The sequence below is a fragment of the Corynebacterium sp. TAE3-ERU16 genome (assembly GCF_019209935.1).
Taxonomy (GTDB): Bacteria; Actinomycetota; Actinomycetes; order Mycobacteriales; family Mycobacteriaceae; genus Corynebacterium; species Corynebacterium antarcticum.
Genome location: NZ_JAHUTN010000001.1, coordinates 1 through 22011, shown reverse-complemented (window position 1 = coordinate 22011; position 22011 = coordinate 1). Strand labels below are relative to the sequence as shown.

Here is a 22011-nt window from a genome sequence, read left to right as displayed (position 1 = left end):
TCCTCACCCGGTCCCCGACACTAGGTGACGACGGGGGTCTCCGCGTAGATTGGACGTCCATGAACCATCCTGATCACGTAGACGGGCCACCGGATGCGCCGGAGACCGTCGACGTGCCTCCCGGCCATGACCCGGGGGCCGCGTCACCGCGCCGGACGACGCCGGTCCGACGACTGCTCCCCCGGGTAAAACGATCCACCGGATCCTACGCGGGGATCCTCGCGCTTTCCCTCATTCTGGCTCTGGTCGCGGGTGTCCTCTCCGGGTGGTTCCGACCCGTCTACATCGGGCGGGTGATGGAGGATGCCGCCGTGGTCGCGGTGACGCCGGGGTCCCAGGAGTTCGACACGTGGCTGGGGATGATCACCGGCAGCTCGATCCTCGGGATCATCGTCGCGTTGATCGCGTTCTTCCGTGCTCCTGAACTCCTCGGGCCGAGGATGCTCGCGTGGGTCACGTTCTGCTCGCTCATCGGTGCGTTCACCATCGTCGGCATCAACGATGCCGTGGCGCATCTCGTGCATCCGGTTCCCGCCGAGGATGCGCTGCAGATCGGCCAGGACTACGCCTTCGTTCCCCAGGTGACGCTCCACTGGGGTGTGGTCATCGCCCCGTACCTCGCGCTGCTGACCTACTGGTCCGCGGCGGTCCTGGTCCGGCCGGGACGGACCCCGTTCGACGATGACGGCGGGGACCGCCCGCCGTCGATCCCGGGCAGTGCCTAGCGGGGCCCGGACAGCGCGGCCCGGATCACGGTGACCGCCTCCACGACGCCCGTGATTCCGCACCCGATCGCCGCCTCGAGTTGTGCGTCGGTCGCCCCGACCGCGACCGGGAACACCGCCACCGCGCAGACGACGACGCGATCCCCGACGCCGTCCGATCCGTCGTCCACGAGCGCCGCCCGGGCGTTGACGGCCTGGCAGCGGCGATCGAACGCAGCACACGCCGTCGATGCATCCCCGAACGCCTCGGTCGCGGGGCCCTCCACGGGGACCTCCCACCGCGAGATGACGATGAGATCGCCGCCGGCGACTCCCGCGGCATCGGTGGTCACGGTGACCTGGACCTCGACCTCGTCGACCGTCAGGATGAGAGCCCGGAACCTGGGATGGGGTTCCGCGTCCCCGCGGATCCGTTCGAGAATGATCCGGAGGCGGTACATGTCGAGTGGTTCCGGTATCCCGGGTTCCACCGGGTGCGACCCCGGCCGGGGTATGACGGTCCCGGGCACCGGCCGTGTGGCCTCCACCGCATCGGTGCGCAGCAGTTCCAGGGGGTTGATCCTGGGGCCGGCCAGGGGCGGGATCTCGTCGATGAGTGCGCGGCACCCGGTGATCACGAGGGTGAGAGATCTCTCCAGAAACGTACGCAACTGATCGTCGGAGATTCCCGCATCGACGCACAGTGACGCGTGGAACCGGACGCTGAGGGTCCCGTCCGCGGCGACGGACGGGTAGAAGCACACCGGCAGGGAACGCTGCTCACCCAGCGCGAGGGCGTCCTGCAGGACAGGCAGGTGCTCCACCCCGGTCCGTCCCCGGAGCCGACCCCGGAACACGAGGTGCAGTCCACCGTTGTCGCGGATCACGAGGAACTCACCGCGGACGCTCGGCCAGGCGACCATGATCCGGTCCGCGACCGTCGAGTACCGCACCCCGAGTCCGCCCAGTGCGGCCTCGACCATGTCGAGGGTCAGTGACCGGGTCCAGCGGTGGCCGGAACGTAGCCGGCGGCGCAGCACCCGGAGAGGTGCCGGTCCGGACATCCGGAGGAGCGTCAGCCTCAGCCCACGGTTGAGGTCGCCGGTAGGTGGGCTCCCGGGGAACAGACCGGAGGGGTCATCCGGGACCCGACCGGTGGGGTCCTGTCCGTGGTCGGCGGAGGGCACCGGGTCAGTCCTCGGGCCATTCGACCACCGACACCCCGGTGACATCCTCGCTGATGGATCCGACCGCGATCAGGACGCGACGGAGCCCGAGGGAGAGCGTGTGCCGGAGCTGGGTGGAGGTCAGACCTGCTGCCGTCGGGACCGACATCTCCACGCGGACCTGGAGCCCGTCGTCATCGGTGTGGCAGTAGGCCTTCGTCAGTGCGGACTTCTCGTTCCAGGTGTTGCAGCAGAGGAACACGCGCATGAAGTCCCGTTCCGGATCGAGGTTCGGATCCCAGAGACCACGGAGGATGAGCGACGGTCCGTTGTCCAGGTGGAGGCCGACGAGAACACTGTTGACCGTCGTCGCGAGCCAGCTCTCCCCTCTGTGCATCCCGTGGATCCCGAGGTCCTTCAACGTCGACTCCAGTCGGGTCAGATCCACCGGGAAAGGTGGATCCGCATCGGGGAGATCGATGTCGCCGTCAGCGTTGGAGTTCACCCCGTCGCTGATGTCGCGTTCCTCGTCCGGGTCATCCGGTTCAGTCACGGTCGGTGTCCCCTCATCCGGGTCATGGTTGCTGTCCTCCGGGGTCGTCTGGAGCCGGAGCGGTCCGTGCAGGGCGTCCCCGTCGAGGCCGTCTTCGGTGGCGTCCGCCCGTTCGTTCGGTTTCAACTGGGGAAACTCGGTGAGTACCCGATCGGCGGCCAGCTCCGTCGCCTGCATCGCGGACCGGATGAAGGTGCGCAGCTGCTCGCCGGTGGCTCCCGCCCCGATGGGCAGCGCGGTACGGAAGCGGACGGAGACCGCCCCGTCGTCGGTGATCTCCAGCATCGCGGTCGGATTGATCCGCTCCGCGTTCCACGCCGTGATGGTGTGCGCCAGGGCGTTGATGTCGGAGAGATCGAGGGTGCCGCGTAGGTGCCCCTCGGCGATGAGCACCGGGGCGTCGACGCGGCCGATGTAGACGAGCACCCTGTGCGTCTCCCACGGCAGCAGCAGCCGCTGGTTGCCGGACAGGAAGCGGTAGTCACATGCACTGACGGCCGCCGACACGTCAGCGAGACTGACTCTCGTGGGGCCCGTGCGTCCCCCGGTGCGGTCGCCCATGATCTGCTTCACTCCTCACCGTGTGGCTTCGAACCTCTCCGCCAATATACGCGGTGGCCGGGGGGCCACGCCCCGGTCCGGTGCACCCGTGGCATCCCCGGAACCGGGGCCTAATACAATGGCCGCAGACAGCACCGCCGTTTCCCGGCGTCGTACCGGGGGGCAGGGACCGCCACCACCAACGCAGACACATGACGGGATGATGCAGCAAATGCCCATGCTCACGCTCACCGACCTCACCGGCCAGACTCCGACCGGCAGCCATCTGCGGCGGACCCTGCCCAGAGGGGGGACGGACGTCGACTCCGTCCTCGACGTCGTCGCGCCGCTGGTCGCGGATGTCCGTGACAACGGTGCCGCCGCGGCGCTCGCCTACGGACAGAAGTTCGACGGGGTGACCCCGGACAGCGTCCTGGTTCCGGATGACGTCATCCGCGCCGCGGTGGACACACTCGAACCGCAGGTCCGCGCAGCCCTGGAGGAGTCCATGGACCGGATCCGGAAGGTTCACCGGGCCCAGGTCCCCGAGGGACACACCGTGGAGCTCGCCCCCGGGGGGACCGTCGAGGAGAGGTTCATCCCCGTCGAACGCGTCGGGCTCTACGTCCCCGGAGGGAACGCCGTCTACCCGTCCAGCGTCCTCATGAACGTGATCCCCGCGCAGGAAGCCGGCGTGGACACCCTCGTCGTCGCCTCGCCACCCCAGGCGGCACACGGCGGCTGGCCGCACCCCACCATCCTCGCCGCCTGTTCGCTGCTCGGCGTGGATGAGGTGTGGGCCGTCGGCGGGGCACAGGCGGTCGCCCTGCTGGCCTACGGTGACGAGGAGACCGCAGCCCTCGCGCCGGTTGACATGATCACCGGCCCCGGAAACATCTTCGTCACCGCGGCCAAGCGACTGTGCCGCTCCGTCGTCGGCATCGACTCGGAGGCCGGGCCGACTGAGATCGCCATCCTCGCGGACGGAACCGCCGACCCGGTCCACCTCGCGTACGATCTGATCAGTCAGGCGGAACACGACGTCATGGCCGCCAGCGTCCTGGTCACCGACTCCCGGGAACTCGCCGAGGCGGTCGACCGCGAGGTCGCCGCGCGGTACGGGGTGACCCGGAACTCCGAACGGGTGGCCCGGGCCCTGACCGGACCGCAGTCCGGCATCATCCTCGTCGACGACCTCGAGACCGGTATCCGCGTCGTCGACGCCTACGGTGCCGAGCACCTGGAGATCCACACCGACGACGCCGCGGCCGTCGCCCGTCGTGTCCGGAACGCCGGCGCCATCTTCGTCGGCCCCTACGCACCGGTCCCGCTCGGTGACTACTCCGCCGGCTCCAACCACGTACTGCCGACCTCGGGCACCGCGCGCCACTCGTCCGGACTGAATACCCGTACGTTCCTCAAGGCCGTCCACCTCATCGAGTACGACGAGGCCGCCCTGAAGGGTGTCGCGGACACCGTCGTCGCCCTCGCCGACGCCGAGGATCTGCCCGCCCACGGGGAAGCCATCCGCGCCCGCTTCGAGAACCTGCCCACCGACTCAACCGACGAGGACAACCGATGACCGACGCCCCCACTCCGCTGGCAGCGGACACGACCCTCGAGGATCTTCCGCTCCGGGAGGCCCTGCGCGGCGAACACGCCTACGGTGCGCCGCAACTCGACGTCCCCGTCCGGCTGAACACCAACGAGAATCCGTATCCGCCGTCGGCCGCCCTCGTCGAGGAACTCGTGGACACGGTGCGCAGGCTCGCCGGGGACCTGAACAGGTACCCCGAACGCGACTGCGTCGAACTGCGGGACCACCTCGCCGCATACATCTCGGAGCAGACCGGTGTCCCGGTCACCCGGGAGAATCTCTGGGCGGCCAACGGCTCCAACGAGGTACTCCAGCAGCTGCTCCAGGCCTTCGGTGGCCCGGGCCGCACGGCCCTGGGGTTCGTCCCCAGCTACTCCATGCACCCGATCCTCGCCACGGGCACGCACACCGAGTTCCTCCACTGCGCACGCGGCGCCGATTTCAGCATCGACATGGACCTGGCTCTGGCCGAGATCGAGCGGCTCCGACCCGATGTCGTGTTCGTGACCACCCCGAACAACCCCACCGGGGATGTGACCTCCCTCGACGACATCCGCCGGATCGTCGGGGCCGCACCGGGCATCGTCATCGTCGACGAGGCCTACGCCGAGTTCAACGACGGTCCCTCCGCCGTGGAGCTCATCGGGGAGTTCCCCACCCGTCTCGTGGTGTCCCGGACGATGAGCAAGGCCTTCGACTTCGCCGGCGGGAGACTCGGCTATTTCGTCGCGGCGCCCGCGTTCATCGACGCGGTCATGCTCGTGCGCCTGCCGTACCACCTGTCGACCCTGTCGCAGGCCGCGGCGATCGTCGCACTGAAACACTCGGGTGACACCCTGGCGACGGTCGCCCGGATCGCCGCGGAACGCGAGCGCGTCGTCGCGGCCCTGGAGGAACTGGGGTACGACGTCGTGCCGAGCAGGTCGAACTTCATCTTCTTCGGGCACTTCGAGGACGCGGCGGCGGTCTGGCGCCGTTTCCTCGACGCCGGTGTACTCATCCGGGACGTGGGCGTGCCGCACCGGTTGCGCGCCACGATCGGTCTCGACGAGGAGAACGACGCTTTCATCGCTGCAGCCCGGGACATCGCGGCCGCAGTCGGTGTCATCCCCGGTGGCGCGTCCACCACGTAGAACCATCCCAGCACCCGTCACCGAGTCACGAGGAACGAGACGACAAGCCATGGCTGACCTGAACCACACCACCGGCAACGAATCCGAGGGTACCGACGCCATCCGTCGGGCCCGCGTTGAACGCGCCACCCGCGAGTCGACGATCGCGGTGGAGATCGACCTGGACGGTACCGGCAACTGCGAGATCAGCACCGGTCTGCCGTTCTTCGACCACATGCTCACCGCATTCGGTACCCACGGCAGCTTCGACCTCACCGTCCACGCCTCCGGGGACATCGAGGTCGATGCACACCACACCGTCGAGGACACCGCGATCGTGTTGGGAGGTGCGATCCGGGAGGCACTGGGGGACAAGTCGGGTATCCGGCGTTTCGGTTCCTGCCAGCTGCCGATGGACGAGACCCTGTGCGAGGCGATCGTGGACGTCTCCGGTCGCCCGTACTTCGTCATGGACGGCGAACCGGACCAGATGATCACCGCCGTGATCGGCGGACACTACGCCACCGTCATCAACCGGCACTTCTTCGAGTCGCTCGCCTTCAACGCGCAGATCGCCCTCCACGTGCGGTGCCACTACGGGCGGGATCCGCACCACATCACCGAGGCCGAGTACAAGGCCGTGGCGCGGGCACTGAGAGCCGCCACCGAACCGGATCCCCGGGTCTCGGGAGTCCCGTCCACGAAGGGGTCGCTGTAGCCGATGCCGGACCTTGTTAGAGTGGCAGCCGGACAGCAGGACGGTTCCGCACACTGGTTCATCTACCTGCTGTTCCTCATCGCCGGCCTCCTGGTCGGCGGAACCTGGGCGGCCTACCAGGCCGAGAACCGGGTCATGACATTCATCGGCGCTCTGGCAGCGGCCGTGGCGTTCGCCGCGGCGCTGCTGTGGCTACTGGGAGAGGTGGGTTAGATAGGTGAAGACGTCGGCGCGGCTGCTGTCACGCGATGAACTCGAGAAGCTCGACAACATGTGGAGCAGCCCGGCGCTGAAGACGACGCTGATCGCCGTCGCCGCCGCCTTCGCTTCCTGGTCGCTGATGCTTCCGGTGGTCCCGCTCGCGGTGATCAGCTCGGGAGGGTCGGACAGTCTCGCCGGTTCGGTCACCGGCGTATTCATGGCCGGTACCGTGCTCACCCAGATGTTCACGCCGAAGGCACTGCGCCGGTTCGGCTACATCCCGGTGATGGTCGTCTCGGCATTCCTGCTGTGTGTGCCTTCCGCCTTGTACGTCTTCTCCGTCGATGCGATCCCGGTGCTCACGGTCTCGGCGGTCCGCGGCGTCGGGTTCGGTGCCCTGACGGTCGCCCAGTCCGCGCTGATGGCCGAACTCGTGGCCCGGAGATTTCTCGGCAAGGCATCGGGGGCGCTGGGACTCGTCGTCGGGCTCCTGCAGATGCTCTTCCTGCCGACGGGACTCTACCTCGCGGAGACCATCGGATTCACCGCGGTCTACATCATCTCCTCGGTCATCGGAATCGGTGCCACCGCACTGTGCTGGTCCCTTCCGAGGCTGTCCCCGGAGAAGCGGGAGTCCCTGCGCGGTACCGGGTCCATCACGGAGACCGGCTACTCAGTCGCCACCTGGAAGCTCATCACCGTCCCGGCGCTCGCCATCTCCACCATCGCGATGGGCTACGGCGCCATCTCCTCCTTCCTCCCCGCTGCGGTGAAGGAACTCGACCCGGCCGACGGCGCCGTGGTCGGAGGACTCGTTCTGGCGGTCGTCGGCGGATCGCAGATGCTCAGCCGGTACGGTGCGGGCATCATCGCGGACCGTCGTGGCGAGGCCGGTCGGCTGGTCATTCCGTCGCTCGTCGCCGGGGTCATCGGTCTGGCGCTCGCGACCCTCGTTCTCGCCGCGGGGCTCAACCCGTGGCTGCTGCTCCTCTCCGCACTGCTGTTCGGCGCCGGTTTCGGCGCCGTCCAGAACGAGGCGCTGCTGATGATGTTCGCCCGGTTGCCCCGCTCCAAGGTCACCGAGGCGTCCGCGATGTGGAACATCGCCTTCGATTCCGGCACCGGCCTCGGCTCCGTGGTTCTCGGTGTCGTCGCCGCGCGGGCCGCCTACTCCGGGTCCTTCGGAACGGCTGCGGGTCTGGTGGTGCTCGGTCTCGTCGTCGTGCTCGCGGACCGGATCATCGGCAGGCACCGCATCGCGGAGTACAACAACACACGCGCGACTCTCCGACGTGTCCCGATGGCACGGACCGCGGTGCGCAGCGCCAGGGCCATCGGCCGGGTGGGCATGAAGCCCGTGCACGTCGCCGAACTGCTCGCCAAGAACACCCCGCGTCCGCATGTCCGGCGCCGCCCCGAGGGCATGAGCCGCGAGGAGTTCAACGCCGAACTCCGCGCGGAGGCCGCCGAGCGACGCGCCCTGAAGGCCGAGCGGAAGTCGGATCAGCGGGAGTACAGGATCCAGGTCCGGGAGATCCGTGCGGACGCCCGCGCTCACGTCGAGCGGGCCCGCAGGGAGGCCCAGGAGTACATCGAACGTGCCCGGGCGGAAGCCCGCGAGATGGAGCGCAGGAGACTGGCGGAACTCCGCTCCCCGGACCGGCCCGGCGAGGGCGGACAGGAGCGGGCCCCGAAGAAGTCCTCTGTCACACCCGTGGATCTCAGTCCGCGGGATGCCGGACGGACGGCGCCACCGTCCGGGACGTCGGACACCGATGAACCGAACACGGGGTCACGTGTAGCCGACGATCCAACCACCGATTCCGATACCGACACCACCGGGAGTACCAGATGACCAGCCGCAAGACCCCCACCGTGGCCCTCCTCGACTACGGTTCCGGAAACCTGCGATCCGCGCACCGCGCGGTCGAGCGCGCCGGTGCCGAGGTGACCGTCACCAACGACCCGGAGACCGTGCTCGCGGCGGACGGACTCCTCGTCCCAGGTGTCGGCGCCTTCGCCGCGTGCATGCAGGGACTGCGCGATGTCCGCGGCGCCCGGCTCATCGGTGAACGACTCGCCGGGTCGCGCCCGGTCCTCGGCATCTGCGTCGGGATGCAGATCCTCTTCGAGCGCGGTGTTGAGCACGGCACCACCGCTGAAGGCTGCGGTGAGTGGCCGGGAACGGTCGAGAAGCTCCGGGCGAACATCCTGCCGCACATGGGCTGGAACACCGTCGACGCCCCGGCGGACTCCCGGATGTTCCACGGTATCGCCGACGAGCGCTTCTACTTCGTCCACTCCTACGCGGTCCGGAGCTGGGACATGCCGGAGGATGACGTCCTCACCCCGCCGACGCTCACCTGGGCGCAACACGAGGGGGACCGCTTCCTCGCCGCCGTGGAGAACGGCCCGTTGTGGGCCACCCAGTTCCACCCCGAGAAGTCCGGTGACGCGGGTGCCGAGCTCCTGCGCAACTGGATCGACACACTCTGACCACCGACCCACCGACGGGGTGTCGCGCCCGTCCCGGCATCGCTAGGATTGGCCCCATGAGCCTCACACTTCTACCCGCAGTCGACGTCGTGGACGGTAAGGCCGTCCGCCTGCACCAGGGGGAGGCGGGCAGTGAGAAGAGCTACGGCAGCCCGCTGGACGCCGCACTCAACTGGCAGGACCAGGGGGCACGGTGGCTGCACTTCGTCGACCTCGACGCCGCCTTCGGTCGGGGATCCAACCACGAGATGATGGCCGAGGTCGTGCACAGACTCGACATCGACGTGGAGCTGACCGGTGGCATCCGGGATGACGCGTCACTCGAACGGGCGCTCGCGACCGGAGCCCGCCGCGTGAACATCGGCACCGCCGCGCTGGAGAACCCGGAATGGGCGGAGAAGATAATCGGCACCCACGGTGACCGCGTCGCGATCGGTCTCGATGTCCGCCTCATCGGCGGCGAGTGGCGGACGCGCGGTCGGGGATGGGTGTCCGACGGCGGCGATCTCTGGGAGATCCTCGAGCGCTTCGATCAGGCGGGGTGCAGCCGGTTCGTCGTCACCGACGTCTCCAGGGACGGTACCCTGACCGGACCGAACATCGACCTCCTGCGGGACGTGGCCGCGGCCACGGACGCGCCCGTCACCGCGTCCGGTGGCATCGCGGAGCTCTCCGATGTCACCGGACTGATGCCCTACGTGGACGAGGGAATCGACTCCGTCATAATCGGCAAGGCCCTCTACGAGGGGCGCTTCACTCTCCCCGAGGCCCTCGCCGCGGTCGCCCCCGCCACCGATGCTCCGACCGGGCGCGACTGACCGTGTCCGGTGATCTGGACGCCCGCGGGCTGCTCGCCGTGGCTGAGGCCGTCGCCGATGACGCGGAGCGGATGATCCGCACGTCGCTCGGCGAGGCACGCGTCATGGAGAAGGGCGAGGGGGACATCGCCACCGAGGTCGACCTCGCCGTCGAGGAGATCGTTCGCCGCCAGCTCACGCTGCTCACCGGTATACCCGTGTTCGGGGAGGAGGAGGGGGGAGAGCTCGGCGCCGGGGCCGTCTGGGTCGTCGATCCCGTCGACGGAACCTCCAACTTCGCCGTCGGAAACCCGATGTGCGCGTTCCTGCTGAGTCTCCTCGTCGACGGACAGCCCGTCTGCGCCCTGACCTCGCAGCCTGCGACGGGGCAGCGCTTCACCGCCTACACCGGTTCGCCACTGATGTGCAACGGGCGGCCGCAGCGCCCCGTCACCGAACGCGATCCCTGGCTGAGTCACATCGGTTTCGGTTCGATCATCTCTCCGGTGCACTCCTCGTTCCCGACCTGGGCTCGGCACGAGCTCCTGGACCGCCTGGGTGCGAAGCACCCCCGGCTCCGGGTGACGGGATCGGTCGGTCTCGATCTCGCCTTCACCGCGGCCGGGATATTCGGCGGCACCGTCACCTTCAGCCCCCACGTCTGGGACAACGCCGCGGGCGTCCTGCTCGTCCGTGCCGCCGGGGGTGTTGTGACCGATCTCGCGGGGAACGAGTGGCGCCCGGACTCCTTCGGCGTGGTCGCCGGGGCGAAGGGCGTGCACGACGTCATCCTCGGTACGATCAGTGAGACCCTCGGCACCGACCGTTGAAATAGCTTCACCCGATCTGAGAAGGAGGCGGACGGAACTTGTCCGTAGCTGTCCGTATCATTCCCTGCCTGGACGTGGCGGACGGCCGCGTCGTCAAAGGCGTCAACTTCGCCAACCTGCGTGACGCGGGCGACCCCGTGGAACTCGCCGCCCGCTACGACGCCGAGGGCGCCGATGAGCTGACGTTCCTGGATGTCTCCGCGTCGAAGGACGGGCGGGGCACGATGCTCGACGTCGTCCGGAGGACCGCCGAACAGGTATTCATCCCCCTGACGGTCGGCGGCGGGGTGCGTTCCGTCGAGGACGTCGACCAGCTGCTGCGTGCGGGTGCGGACAAGGTCAGCGTCAACACCTCGGCCATCGCCCGGCCGGAGCTGCTCCGCGAACTGTCCGAACGCTTCGGTGCGCAGTGCATCGTGCTGTCCGTCGATGCCCGCCGCGTACCCGAGGGCGGAACTCCCCAGCCCTCCGGCTTCGAGGTGACCACCCACGGTGGTTCCAGATCCGCGGGTATCGACGCGATCGAGTGGGCGCGACGTGGCGAGGAACTCGGGGTGGGTGAGATCCTGCTGAATTCCATGGACGGTGACGGCACCCGGGACGGCTTCGACCTCGAGCTTCTGGAGGCGGTCCGCGCGGCGGTCACCGTCCCGGTGATCGCCTCCGGTGGCGCCGGTGCCGTGGAGCACTTCCCACCGGCGGTCGCAGCCGGTGCCGACGCGGTGCTCGCGGCCACGATCTTCCACTTCCGGGAGATCACCATCGACGAGGTCAAGGAAGCGCTCGCCGACGCCGGATTCGAGGTCCGACGATGAGCTCCGGTCCGACCGCAGACACGGGCCACACCGATGATCCCTCGCGGTATGAGCTGGATCCGGCCGTTGCGGAGCGCCTGAAACTCAACGATGCCGGGCTCCTGCCCGCAGTCGTCCGGGAGGACGGGACCGGGGACGTGCTGATGCTCGCGTGGATGGACCCCCATGCGTTGGCCTACACCCTCGCGACCCGCCGGGGCACCTACTACTCCCGGTCCCGCCGGGAGTACTGGATCAAGGGACTGACCTCGGGCCACGTCCAGGAGGTCACGGGCGTGCGACTGGACTGCGACGGAGACACGGTTCTGCTCACGGTCCGGCAGACCGGCGGGGCGTGCCACACCGGGGACCACACCTGCTTCGACGCGGATGAGCTGCTGTGAGGACCCCGCGTCTGTCGCAGGCCGCGGCGCTCACGGTCGGTGCGGGTGCGGCACTGCTGTGGCTGTCGTCGCGGCTGGTCTGGGTGACGGTCAGGGCATTCGACGACAAATCCGGAGATGCGGTCCGCCAGCTCCCGGGTGCCGTGTGGGCCTCGCAGGTCACCGTGATCGCCCTCGTGCTGGTCGCCGGCACCCTCGGAGCCCTCGCGCTACGGAGGAACGCGCGCAGGGTGATCGGCGCGCTGACGGCGCTCGCGGCCGTCGGGGCCAGCTGGGCACCGTTGTCGCTTCTCGCGGGTGCACCGGATCCCGAACGGGCCCGGATGCTGCTCACCTCGGGCGCCGCGACCCAGAAGGCCACCTCCCCGGTGACGTTGAGCGACTGGGCGACGGTAACCGGCCTGGACATCCACCACACCGGTCCGACGGTCGCGTTCGTGGGTTGCGCCCTGGCACTCGTCGGGGGAGTGCTGCTCGTTCTGCGTCCCGGTGGCGTGGCCCAGCCGGCATCCAGCAGGTACGTCACGCCGGGGGCCCGCCAGGCCCGGCTGGAGCGGGACCTCGAGGAGTCACCGGATTCCGGGAGGGTGCTCTGGGACGCACTCGACGCGGACATGGATCCCACGGACGATCGGGGGGAGGGGACAGGGGGTGGCCCCGTACGGTGACTCCGTGTCCTCGTGCCGTGTCGGAGGGGTGATGCGGGGGCACGTCGTCGCGGCGCGGTGCCGGCGCAATTTCACCGGACACCCGGAAAGCCGTTAGCCTTGTGCCTGAACACCGGCGGGCTGACCGTCGGATACCGCACTCGGACGGATCAGACATGACCACGGTTTTCGACCAGATCATCGCAGGCGTCGTCGAGGACGTCGCCGCGCGTGAGGCCGTCGTGCCGTTCAAGGAGATGAAGGCCCGTTCCCGCGACGTGGAACCGGCGCGGGACGCGATAGCTGCGCTCACCCAGCCCGGATGCGGCGTCATCGCCGAGCTGAAACGGGCGAATCCCGTCCAAGGGCCGATCGCGCTGATCGAATCGCCGGCGGAACTCGCGCGCGCCTTCGAGGCGGGTGGTGCCCGACTGATCGGGTGCCAGACGGAGCGACGTCGTTTCCACGGCTCCCTGGAGGATGTCCGTGCGGTGCGCAGCGCGGTCACGGTTCCGGTGATGTGCCGCGACTTCATCCTCGACCCGTACCAGATCCACGAGGCCCGCTACTACGGCGTCGACATGGTTCCTCTGCTGGTCAGTGCGCTGGACCAGGCGCGGCTGGAATCATTGCTCGACCGCGTCCAGTCGCTCGGGATGACCGCCATGGTCGAGGTCCGCACCCCGGAGGAGGCGTCGCGGGCGATCCGGGCCGGCGCCCGGGTCGTGGGCGTCAACGCCCGGGACCTGCGGACGCTGACGATCAACCGGGAGGCGTTCGCGGAGATCGCACCGGGGCTGCCCCGTGGCACGATCCGGGTGGCGCTGTCCGGGGTCCGGACGACCCGGGACCTGATGAGCTACGCGGGATCCGGTGCGGACGCCGTCGTCATCGGTGAGGAACTCGTCACAGCGGAGGACCCCGCGGGCATGTGCCGCACACTCGTCACCGCTGGACAACACCCGGCCTGTCCGTCCGGGTGGTGAACCTGATTCACACCTGAAGTTGCCGCCGGGTCCCGGGACAGTCACACTGGAGCCCATGACCAACTCACCCGAAAACCCCAGATCTCCCCGTAGGCGCGCCACGGTGCTCCGTACCTCCGTCGCGACGCTCTCGGCGGCGGCTCTCGTTCTGACCGGCTGCTCCGGCACGGACTCCGGAGAGCAGAAGGACGACACCGTCATCGGTGCACTGTGCAACGCCTTCTACAGCCTCGCCGCGGCCCAGACCGACGCAGGCAACGGGCGCCTGCTGGCGGGCACACACGAGTATCTCGTCTCCGCGCAGGACAAGCTGCGGGCCGTCGAGGATGACGCCGAGGGGGACGTCGAAGGGCAGTACGCCACCGCGAAACGGCTCGTCGACGCCGCCGTGGACACCACCCCGGACCTGACCATCCAGGAACAGCTGACCACCGACGCCGAGATCCCCCAGCTGGCGATCGAGGGCGGGGCCGAGGGCGTCGAGAGCTTCTTCTCCTTCACGGAGGGGCTCGAAGGCGAACAGCGGGAGCAGTTCGACGCTGCGCCGGTGTGCGGTGCCTTCGCCGCCGACGTGGATGTGCCCGAGGACAAGGTCGTGACGGCCTACGTCGACTTCATGAATCTCGCCCAGGGTGAAAGCATCCGGGACAACGAGGAGTTCGGTCGGGTCATCGAGATTCTGCCGCTGGAGAATCCGCCTCTGCCGGGCACGGAACTCCCCGACATCAGTTCCGACGACTACCGCGTGATCTCCGATGCGATCGGTGGGATCGCGGACGGCTTCGACGAATGGAAGATCCCTGAGGACGTGACGGACGCGGAGCGCCGCGCCCTCGATCCGCTGGTCTGGCACCGTCCGAAGCTCGCCGAGACCTACCGCGCGGCGGCGGACGCCGCGGCGGCGATGGCCGAGAATCCCACCGAGGACAGCTTCTACGCCCTCATCAGCGCCGCGCTGGAGTCGGGCACCGCCTCGACCCGCGCGGTGCGGATGGTGCCGCCGCCGAACAACGCGACGGTGGAGGAGCTCGTCGCCCAGCAGGAAGGGTCGAACGGGGACCGGGCACCGGAGAACCCGGAGGCCGAGACCCCCGGGGACGCTCCCGACGGAACCCCGGAGGGCCAGGATCCGGAGATCGCGGAGGTCGCTCCCCAGATTCCGGAGCAGGCACCGGAGATCCAGGATCCCGGGTACGCCGGGCAGGAGTCCACGGAACAGTAGTCCGACCGTGACAGCCCGGAGTCGGAGGGGCACACCGGTGACGGTGTGCCCCTCCCTTCTTGGGTGGTCGGGCCGTGATGGGGCACACTGGTCTGGTCAGTTCGACGGGACACCGCCCACCCCGGGGGGTACCCCGTCGCCACCGCTACCGCACCGGCAGACAGGTTCCCATCTCGTGACCATCACTCTTCTCGCCTCCATCCCCTCACCACCCCAGGGTGTCTGGCACCTCGGATTCCTCCCGATCAGGGCCTACGCGCTGTGCATCGTCGCCGGTATCATCGCCGCCATCTTTCTCACGCGCGTCCGCTACGCGGCGCGGGGCGGCAACCCCGAGATCGTCATGGACGCCGCGGTCATCTCCGTCATCCTCGGGATCATCGGAGGCAGGCTCTACCACGTCATCACCGACTACGACTCGTACTTCTGCTCCGACTGCGACCCGCTCCAGGTGTTCATGGTGACCAACGGGGGCCTGGGCATCATGGGGGCGGTCACCCTCGGCGCGCTCGGCGTCTGGATCATGATGCGGCGCAGGGGTCTGCCCTTCGCACCGCTGGCCGACGCGGCGGCCCCGGGCATCATCCTCGCCCAGGCCATCGGCAGGCTCGGCAACTGGTTCAACCAGGAACTCTACGGTCGCCCCACCGACGTGCCGTGGGGGCTCAAGATCTACCGGAGGGTCGACGAGACCGGTGCCGCCGCGCCGCTCACCGGGCACTCCACGGGGGAGGTGCTCACGGTGGTGCACCCGACGTTCCTGTACGAGCTGCTGTGGAACCTCGGGGTGGTCGTGCTGCTGCTCTGGGCCGACCGGCGCTTCCGGATGGGACACGGCCGGGTCTTCGCCCTCTACGTCGCCGCCTACGCGGCGGGACGGTTCTGGGTCGAGCTCATGCGCTCTGACCCGGCGAACCACATCCTCGGGTTCCGGGTGAACACGGTGACGTCGACACTGCTGTTCATCGGGGGAGTCCTGTTCCTGCTCCTGATCCGGGGTAAGAGGGAGGAGCCGGAGGTCGTCGATCCGCGGGGGGACGGCTCCCGCACGGAGGGGACCGTCGACGACGTGTCCGGTACGGGCGATACGGTCGGCGACCGTCGCGGCGGCTCCCGTGTGTCGGGACCCGGGCCGGAAGCTGACGGACCAGCGACGGGACGGTGAATTCTCGGCCCCGGTGAAGCGGTGTGAGCAGTATCGCTGACATCGGTTTTCGGCCCGCCACCCCTGACTGTTTGCGCCCGAACGTGTCTGTTTGTGCCTGGTTGGGGGAGTTTCGTGAGGGTTCCGGGAGTGCTGTGTCGGGCTTCACAGACAGCCCGTGACGTGCGGCGGAGGCGGCCGACCGGCCTCGACCGGCGGCGTTTCCGGAGACGGGGGACTACAGTCGGGGACGTGGATAGACGAACCAAGATTGTATGCACCCTCGGACCTGCCGTCGCGAGCAAAGAAGGGATCGAGTCCCTGGTTGACGCGGGCATGAATGTCGCCCGCCTCAACTTCTCGCACGGCGATTACCCAGACCATGAACAGAACTACAGGTGGGTACGCGAAGCGACCGACGCCTCCGGGCGCGCCATCGGTATCCTCGCCGACCTGCAGGGGCCGAAGATCCGTCTCGGCCGCTTCGCCGACGGCCCGCAGATGTGGGCCACCGGCGAAACCGTGCGCATCACGGTCGATGACGTTGTCGGCACCCACGACCGTGTGTCCACCACCTACAAGAATCTGGCCAAGGACGCCCAGCCCGGCGACCGGCTCCTGGTGGATGACGGCAAGGTCGGACTCGTGTGTGTCGAGGTCGACGGAAACGACGTCGTCTGCGAGGTCATCGAGGGCGGTGAGGTGTCCAACAACAAGGGCGTCTCGCTGCCCGGCATGGACATCTCCGTCCCCGCACTCTCCGAGAAGGACATCGCGGACCTCAAGTTCGCGCTGAAACTCGGCGTCGACTTCATCGCGCTCTCCTTCGTGCGTTCCCCGGCCGACATCGAGCTCGTGCACGAGGTGATGGACGAGGTCGGACGCCGCGTGCCCGTCATCGCGAAGCTCGAGAAGCCGGAGGCCATCGACGCCCTCGAATCGATCATCCTCGCCTTCGACGCCATCATGGTCGCCCGCGGTGACCTCGGCGTCGAGGTGCCGCTGGAGGAGGTGCCGCTCATGCAGAAGCGCGCCATCCAGATCGCCCGCGAGAACGCCAAGCCCGTCATCGTGGCCACCCAGATGCTCGACTCCATGATCGAGAACTCCCGCCCGACCCGCGCGGAGGCCTCCGACGTCGCCAACGCCGTCCTCGACGGCGCGGACGCCGTCATGCTCTCCGGAGAGACCTCCGTCGGCCGCGACCCGCAGAACACCGTGCGCACCATGGCCCGGATCGTGCGGACCGCGGAGTCCGCGGGCAGCGTCCCGCCGCTCAGCCACATTCCGCGCACCAAGCGTGGCGTGATCAGCTACTCCGCCCGTGATATCGCCGAGCGGCTCAACGCGAAGGCCCTCGTGGCGTTCACCTCCTCCGGTGACACCGCGAAGAGGGTCGCCCGGCTCCATTCGCAGCTGCCGCTGCTGGTGTTCACCCCGGATCCGGCGGTCCGCTCGCAGCTCGCGCTGACCTGGGGTGCCGAGACCTTCCTCTGCCCGCAGGTCGAGGACACCGACGGCATGATGCGGGAGGTCGACAAGGCGCTCCTGGCGATGCCCGAGTACAAGCGCGACGACATGATGGTCGTCGTCGCGGGTACCCCGCCCGGAATCCGCGGCAACACCAACATGATCCAGGTTCACCTGCTCGGCGAGAACGCCCGCTCCGGATCCTGACGGATCGAGAGTCATCCCTGCTCAACAACGAGAACCCGGCCCGCAGACCGCGAGCCGGGTTCTCGTTGTTGAGCAGGGGGTGGAAAAGCACACCGGGTACACCCTCGCCCCCGGTCACCCATCGAAACACGAACGCTAACGTAAGGTTGAACGAGTGATTTCTTCAGGAAACGTCCATATATCCCACAACACCCCGACGGCGCTGCTGCCCCTGCGTCGTCTCGCACTGAATCTGCGCTGGTCCTGGCGGGATTCCACCCGCGAGCTCTTCGAGTCCATCGATCCTCTCCTCTGGGAGGAACTGGGGGAGAACCCCAAGATGATGCTGCACCGGGTGAGCAATTCCCGTCTGCAGGAACTCGCCGCCGACAAGGATTTTATCGACCGGATGAAGGCCGAGGTCGAGGATCTCGACGACTACCTGGAAGGAAACTTCTGGTACCAGAGGACCCACTCGGCCGATGTGGCCGCGACCTCCACGGACCCCGTGGCGGCGTACTTCTCCATGGAATTCGGCATCCATCCCTCGCTGCCCATCTACTCGGGCGGACTCGGCGTTCTCGCGGGCGACCACATGAAGTCCGCCTCCGACCTCGGAGTCCCGCTTATCGGCGTCGGTCTGCTGTACTCCTTCGGGTACTTCACCCAGTCGCTGTCCGCGGACGGCTGGCAGCAGGAACGGTACGAGTACCACAACCCCGAGGACCTGCCCATCGAGCGGGTCACTGACGCCGACGGCGAGCAGATCAAGGTGGCCGTCGCCTACCCCGACGGTCGCGACATCGTCATCGCCCTGTGGATCGCCCACGTCGGACGCATCCCGCTGCTGCTGCTGGACACGAACATCGACGACAACCCGCCCGGCATGCAGGAGGTCACCGACCGCCTCTACGGCGGCGACAGTGAGCACCGGATCAAGCAGGAGCTCGTCCTCGGTGTCGGCGGCGTGCGTGCCGTAAACGCCTTCTGCGCGGTCCGTGGACTCGCCCGCCCCCGTGTCGCGCACCTCAACGAGGGACACGCCGGTTTCCTCGGCCTCGAGCGGATCCGGGAGCGCATGGAGGAAGGCCAGTCCTTCGACGCCGCCCTCGCCCAGGTCCGTGCCGCCAACATCTTCACCACCCACACCCCCGTCCCCGCCGGAATCGACCGCTTCTCCGTCGACCTCGTGCGCCGCTACCTCGGTGACGGACAGGACCCCTCCCGCCACCTGTGCCCGGGAGTCCCGATCGGTCGCGCGCTGGAACTCGGCGCGGAAGCCACCCCGGGAATGTTCAACATGGCGCACCTCGGTCTGCGGCTGTCGCAGCACGCGAACGGCGTGGCGAAGTTGCACGGTGAGGTCTCCCGAGGCATGTTCGCCTCCCTCTACCCGGGCTGGCACGGTGACGAGGTCCCGATCGGCTCCGTGACCAACGGCGTCCACCTCCCGACCTGGGTCAAGCCTGAGATGGCGGAGATCATCGCTAAGATCTCCGGGGACGCCGACCTCACCTCCACCGACGTCTGGGAGCACCCGGACGCCGTGAGCGACGATGAGCTGTGGGCGGCGCGCAACGGTCTGCGCCACGATCTCGTCGCCGTCGCGAGGGAAGCCGTCCACTCCTCGTGCCTGATCCGCGGGCAGCAGGAGGCCCAGCTGTACTGGACCCGAAACGTCCTCGACCCCGAGGTGCTCACCGTCGGTTTCGCCCGTCGTGTGTCCACCTACAAGCGGCTCACCCTGATGCTCCGCAACCCGGAGCGGCTGCGCCGGATCCTCACGAACCCGGAGCGGCCCGTCCAGTTCGTCATCGCCGGCAAGGCACACCCGCACGACGAGGGTGGCAAGCAGCTCATGCAGCAGGTCATCCAGTTCGCCGATGACGCCGGTCTGCGGGACAAGTTCATCTTCCTGCCCGACTACGACATCGGACTCGCCGGTTACCTGATCTCCGGCGCGGACATCTGGCTGAACAACCCGGTCCGCCCGCAGGAGGCCTCCGGGACCTCGGGCATGAAGGCCGTCATGAACGGCTGCCTCACGCTGTCGGTCTCCGACGGTTGGTGGGACGAGATGCCGCAGGAGGGCTACGGCTGGACGATCCCGACGGTGCACACCCAGGACTTCGACCACCGGGACAACCTCGAGGCCCAGGCTCTCTACGATCTGCTCGAATACGAGATCGCCCCGCTGTTCTACGACCGCGACGACGAGGGTATCCCGCGCCGCTGGCTCGAGATGGTCCGCCGCTCGCTGACCACCCTGTCCCCGATGGTCACCTCCTTCCGCATGGTCCGTGACTACACGGAGGGGTACTACCGTCCGGCCGACACCTCCGCGCGCCTCATCATGGAGAACGACGGCGACGCCTCGGCGTTCGTCGACTGGATGGAGCGTGTCCGCGGGAACTGGAACGCCGTCCATCTGCACGATCTCAGCGTCAACGGCGTTTCCGCGCAGTCGGAATGCCGGCTCCTCGCCGGTGAACCGATGACGTTCACCGTCTCCGCCGATCTGGGTGGACTGACTCCGGATGACGTGACCGTGCAGCTGGTCAAGGGCCTCCACACTCCGGTCGGCACCCTCGAGACCCCTGAGGTGTTCGACATGGCGCGCACGGATGACGGCTACACCGTCACCCTGCCCAGCGACCGCCCCGGGGACATCGGCTTCACCGCCCGTGTGATCCCCTCGCACCCGCTGCTCGTCAGTCCCGCGGAACTCGGCCTGATCACGTACCACTCCTGATCGGCCCCGGTGTGCGGTGGGTGTGACCCGCCGCACACGGACGGCGCCCCACGACCTTTCGTCCCGTGAATCCGGAACAGGTCGTGGGGCGCCGTCGTCGTTCCACGGATCGGCCCGAGGTACGGGTCAGCGGCCCAGGTAACTCAGCACCGCCGCAGCTGCCGCCCGGGTCGAGGCGTCCACCGAGGGAGCGTAGTCGGGCAGGAACGTGCCGGAGTGGTTCGTCGGGATGTCCCGGCTGATCCGGCCCGCCGCCTCCGCCGCGGACCACTGCTCGCGGGGGGTGACCCCCACCGTCCAGAACAGGTAGGGGACCCCGAACGCGTTCGGGATGTCGCAGAAGTCCTCGGAGGCCGTCCACCGCCGGGCGTCGACGGAATCCTCACCGAACACCGCATCGAAGGTCGCCCGGACCCGCCGGAACACGGCCGGATCGTTGTCGGTGAGGTCCCCGTGCGCCGAGTAGGCGAACTCTGGCTCCCGCTCGCAGCCACTCGCCGTGCACTCCGCGCGCACCACCCGCTCGATTGCCCGGTACACCCGGTGCTTGACGTCGTTGTCGTAGAACCTGCAGTTGAGCACCAGGGTCGCGGTGTCCGGAATCGTGTTGTTCGAGTGCCCGGAACTCAGCGTGCCCACGGTGATCACGGCGAAATCCTCCGGGGAGACCTCCCTGCCGACGATGCCCTGGAGCCGCACCACGACCATCGCCGCGATGAAGGTCGGGTCGATCGAGTTGTGGGGCATGGAACCGTGGGCACTGCGCCCGTGGATCGTCACCGTGATGGTGTCGCAGGCGGCCAGGGCCGCACCGGGCATCGACATCACGGTTCCGGCCGGACCGGGGACTATGTGCTGTCCCAGGCACACCTGGGGACGGGGGATGATGTCCATGAGCCCGTCGTTGACCATGGCGATCGCACCGTCGGAGTTCTCCTCCGCGGGCTGGAACAGGGCGATGAAGGTACCGCGCCACGCGTCACGGTGCTCGTCGAGGATCTGGCAGGCACCCAGCAGAGCCGTGGTGTGCATGTCGTGTCCGCACGCGTGCATCACCGGGCTGACGTAGCCGTTGTCCTGAGTGTGGATGTCCGTCGAGGCGAACTCGACACCGGTCTCCTCCTTGACGGGGAGCCCGTCGAAATCCGCGCGCATGAGAACGCAGGGCCCCTCGCCGTTCGTGAAGACGGCGACGATGCCGTAACCGCCGATGTGGGTGGTCACCTCCGCGTCGAAGCGGGTCAGCTGGGCCGCGATGCGTTCGGCGGTCTCCTTCTCGTGCCCGGAGAGCTCGGGGTGGGCGTGCATCTCGCGGTAGAAGTCGCGCTGCCAGGACAGGTCACTGCCGTGGGCCTCGAGGAGCGCCGCCACCGAGACCGGTGCCGCGGTGGTGGTGGGGAAATCTGTCTCCGTGTTCTCCGCCATGTGTGGAGTGCTCCTATCGAAATCTCGAGATCTTCGTCGGTTCCGGGCCGTGGGGGGGGGGGGCCCCGCCCCGCCCCCCCCCCCGGGGGGGGGGGGGGCGCCGCGGGGGGGGGCGGGGGGAGGGGGGGGGGGGGGGGGGGGGGGCGGGGGGGGGGGGGTGAAGCCGGGGAAAGGGGGGAGGGGGGGGGGGGGTTATGGTGTGGGCCCGGGCACCCGCGGCCCCCGCGCGGGGGGGGGGGGGGGTAGACGACGCCGCCCCGGGCGGGG

20 protein-coding genes are annotated in these 22011 nt (G+C 68.6%); 17 read left to right on the top strand and 3 right to left on the bottom strand.

Annotation, left to right across the window (positions count from 1 at the left end):
- Positions 1–59 precede the first annotated feature (59 nt).
- Positions 60–725, top strand: a complete 666-nt coding sequence (locus KRX55_RS00100; RefSeq protein WP_218405854.1) for a hypothetical protein — start codon at positions 60–62, stop codon at positions 723–725.
- On the opposite strand, the gene KRX55_RS00095 is transcribed toward KRX55_RS00100, so the two are convergent.
- Together KRX55_RS00095 and KRX55_RS00090 are read right to left on the bottom strand one after the other, a co-directional pair.
- Positions 722–1891 (bottom strand): YbjN domain-containing protein, encoded by a 1170-nt coding sequence (locus KRX55_RS00095; RefSeq protein WP_218405853.1) that lies wholly within the window; start codon positions 1889–1891, stop codon positions 722–724. The genes KRX55_RS00100 and KRX55_RS00095 overlap by 4 nt on opposite strands.
- Before the next feature lie 4 nt (positions 1892–1895).
- Positions 1896–2984: a YbjN domain-containing protein gene (locus KRX55_RS00090; protein ID WP_218405852.1), complete on the bottom strand. Its 1089-nt coding sequence runs from the start codon at positions 2982–2984 to the stop codon at positions 1896–1898.
- A 217-nt stretch (positions 2985–3201) separates the two neighbouring features.
- On the opposite strand from KRX55_RS00090, the gene hisD reads away from it, so the two are divergent.
- The 16 genes from hisD (at position 3202) to glgP (ending at position 20319) form a co-directional block, all read left to right on the top strand.
- Positions 3202–4545 carry a histidinol dehydrogenase gene (hisD, locus tag KRX55_RS00085; RefSeq protein ID WP_218406196.1) on the top strand — a complete coding sequence of 448 codons (1344 nt, stop codon included), beginning with the start codon at positions 3202–3204 and terminating at the stop codon, positions 4543–4545.
- Positions 4542–5693: a histidinol-phosphate transaminase gene (locus KRX55_RS00080; protein ID WP_218405851.1), complete on the top strand. Its 1152-nt coding sequence runs from the start codon at positions 4542–4544 to the stop codon at positions 5691–5693. The genes hisD and KRX55_RS00080 overlap by 4 nt, the downstream gene beginning before the upstream one ends.
- A gap of 49 nt (positions 5694–5742) precedes the next feature.
- Positions 5743–6390, top strand: coding sequence for an imidazoleglycerol-phosphate dehydratase HisB (hisB, locus tag KRX55_RS00075; protein WP_218405850.1), 648 nt, complete (start codon positions 5743–5745; stop codon positions 6388–6390).
- 21 nt (positions 6391–6411) lie between these two features.
- Complete coding sequence (locus KRX55_RS00070) at positions 6412–6603, top strand: hypothetical protein (RefSeq protein ID WP_255567506.1); 192 nt, start codon at positions 6412–6414, stop codon at positions 6601–6603.
- A gap of 4 nt (positions 6604–6607) precedes the next feature.
- Positions 6608–8446, top strand: a complete 1839-nt coding sequence (locus tag KRX55_RS00065) for an MFS transporter (RefSeq protein WP_370625705.1) — start codon at positions 6608–6610, stop codon at positions 8444–8446.
- Positions 8443–9087 carry an imidazole glycerol phosphate synthase subunit HisH gene (hisH, locus tag KRX55_RS00060; protein ID WP_218405848.1) on the top strand — a complete coding sequence of 215 codons (645 nt, stop codon included), beginning with the start codon at positions 8443–8445 and terminating at the stop codon, positions 9085–9087. The genes KRX55_RS00065 and hisH overlap by 4 nt, the downstream gene beginning before the upstream one ends.
- 56 nt (positions 9088–9143) lie before the next feature.
- A complete protein-coding gene (gene priA, locus KRX55_RS00055) occupies positions 9144–9905 on the top strand; it encodes a bifunctional 1-(5-phosphoribosyl)-5-((5-phosphoribosylamino)methylideneamino)imidazole-4-carboxamide isomerase/phosphoribosylanthranilate isomerase PriA (protein WP_218405847.1) in 762 nt (253 codons plus the stop codon).
- 14 nt (positions 9906–9919) lie between these two features.
- Positions 9920–10714, top strand: a complete 795-nt coding sequence (locus tag KRX55_RS00050) for an inositol monophosphatase family protein (protein WP_255567460.1) — start codon at positions 9920–9922, stop codon at positions 10712–10714.
- Between the two features lie 38 nt (positions 10715–10752).
- On the top strand, positions 10753–11529 hold the full coding sequence (gene hisF / locus KRX55_RS00045; RefSeq protein WP_218405846.1) for an imidazole glycerol phosphate synthase subunit HisF: 777 nt from the start codon (positions 10753–10755) through the stop codon (positions 11527–11529).
- Positions 11526–11912 (top strand): phosphoribosyl-AMP cyclohydrolase, encoded by a 387-nt coding sequence (gene hisI, locus KRX55_RS00040; protein WP_218405845.1) that lies wholly within the window; start codon positions 11526–11528, stop codon positions 11910–11912. The genes hisF and hisI overlap by 4 nt, the downstream gene beginning before the upstream one ends.
- Positions 11909–12580, top strand: a complete 672-nt coding sequence (locus tag KRX55_RS00035; protein WP_370625704.1) for a TIGR02234 family membrane protein — start codon at positions 11909–11911, stop codon at positions 12578–12580. The genes hisI and KRX55_RS00035 overlap by 4 nt, the downstream gene beginning before the upstream one ends.
- Positions 12581–12735: 155 nt before the next feature.
- On the top strand, positions 12736–13545 hold the full coding sequence (gene trpC, locus KRX55_RS00030; protein ID WP_218405844.1) for an indole-3-glycerol phosphate synthase TrpC: 810 nt from the start codon (positions 12736–12738) through the stop codon (positions 13543–13545).
- Between the two features lie 55 nt (positions 13546–13600).
- Positions 13601–14767: a hypothetical protein gene (locus tag KRX55_RS00025; RefSeq protein ID WP_218405843.1), complete on the top strand. Its 1167-nt coding sequence runs from the start codon at positions 13601–13603 to the stop codon at positions 14765–14767.
- 175 nt (positions 14768–14942) lie between these two features.
- The gene (gene lgt / locus KRX55_RS00020) at positions 14943–15932 is read left to right on the top strand and encodes a prolipoprotein diacylglyceryl transferase (RefSeq protein ID WP_218405842.1); all 990 of its coding nucleotides are present in this window, start codon (positions 14943–14945) and stop codon (positions 15930–15932) included.
- Between the two features lie 231 nt (positions 15933–16163).
- Positions 16164–17588: a pyruvate kinase gene (gene pyk, locus KRX55_RS00015; protein WP_218405841.1), complete on the top strand. Its 1425-nt coding sequence runs from the start codon at positions 16164–16166 to the stop codon at positions 17586–17588.
- A 154-nt stretch (positions 17589–17742) separates the two neighbouring features.
- On the top strand, positions 17743–20319 hold the full coding sequence (glgP, locus tag KRX55_RS00010; protein WP_441303210.1) for an alpha-glucan family phosphorylase: 2577 nt from the start codon (positions 17743–17745) through the stop codon (positions 20317–20319).
- 126 nt (positions 20320–20445) lie between these two features.
- On the opposite strand, the gene KRX55_RS00005 is transcribed toward glgP, so the two are convergent.
- Positions 20446–21744, bottom strand: coding sequence for an amidohydrolase (locus KRX55_RS00005; RefSeq protein ID WP_218405840.1), 1299 nt, complete (start codon positions 21742–21744; stop codon positions 20446–20448).
- Between the last annotated feature and the right edge of the window lie 267 nt (positions 21745–22011).

What these genes read in the sequence shown, in the direction of transcription:
- KRX55_RS00100 (WP_218405854.1), top strand. Translation starts at nt 60, where the DNA reads ATGAACCATCCTGATCACGTAGACGGGCCACCGGATGCGCCGGAGACC.
- KRX55_RS00090 (WP_218405852.1), bottom strand. Translation starts at nt 2,984, where the DNA reads ATGGGCGACCGCACCGGGGGACGCACGGGCCCCACGAGAGTCAGTCTC.
- hisD (WP_218406196.1), top strand. Translation starts at nt 3,202, where the DNA reads ATGCTCACGCTCACCGACCTCACCGGCCAGACTCCGACCGGCAGCCAT.
- KRX55_RS00080 (WP_218405851.1), top strand. Translation starts at nt 4,542, where the DNA reads ATGACCGACGCCCCCACTCCGCTGGCAGCGGACACGACCCTCGAGGAT.
- hisB (WP_218405850.1), top strand. Translation starts at nt 5,743, where the DNA reads ATGGCTGACCTGAACCACACCACCGGCAACGAATCCGAGGGTACCGAC.
- hisH (WP_218405848.1), top strand. Translation starts at nt 8,443, where the DNA reads ATGACCAGCCGCAAGACCCCCACCGTGGCCCTCCTCGACTACGGTTCC.
- priA (WP_218405847.1), top strand. Translation starts at nt 9,144, where the DNA reads ATGAGCCTCACACTTCTACCCGCAGTCGACGTCGTGGACGGTAAGGCC.
- hisI (WP_218405845.1), top strand. Translation starts at nt 11,526, where the DNA reads ATGAGCTCCGGTCCGACCGCAGACACGGGCCACACCGATGATCCCTCG.
- trpC (WP_218405844.1), top strand. Translation starts at nt 12,736, where the DNA reads ATGACCACGGTTTTCGACCAGATCATCGCAGGCGTCGTCGAGGACGTC.
- KRX55_RS00025 (WP_218405843.1), top strand. Translation starts at nt 13,601, where the DNA reads ATGACCAACTCACCCGAAAACCCCAGATCTCCCCGTAGGCGCGCCACG.
- KRX55_RS00005 (WP_218405840.1), bottom strand. Translation starts at nt 21,744, where the DNA reads ATGGCGGAGAACACGGAGACAGATTTCCCCACCACCACCGCGGCACCG.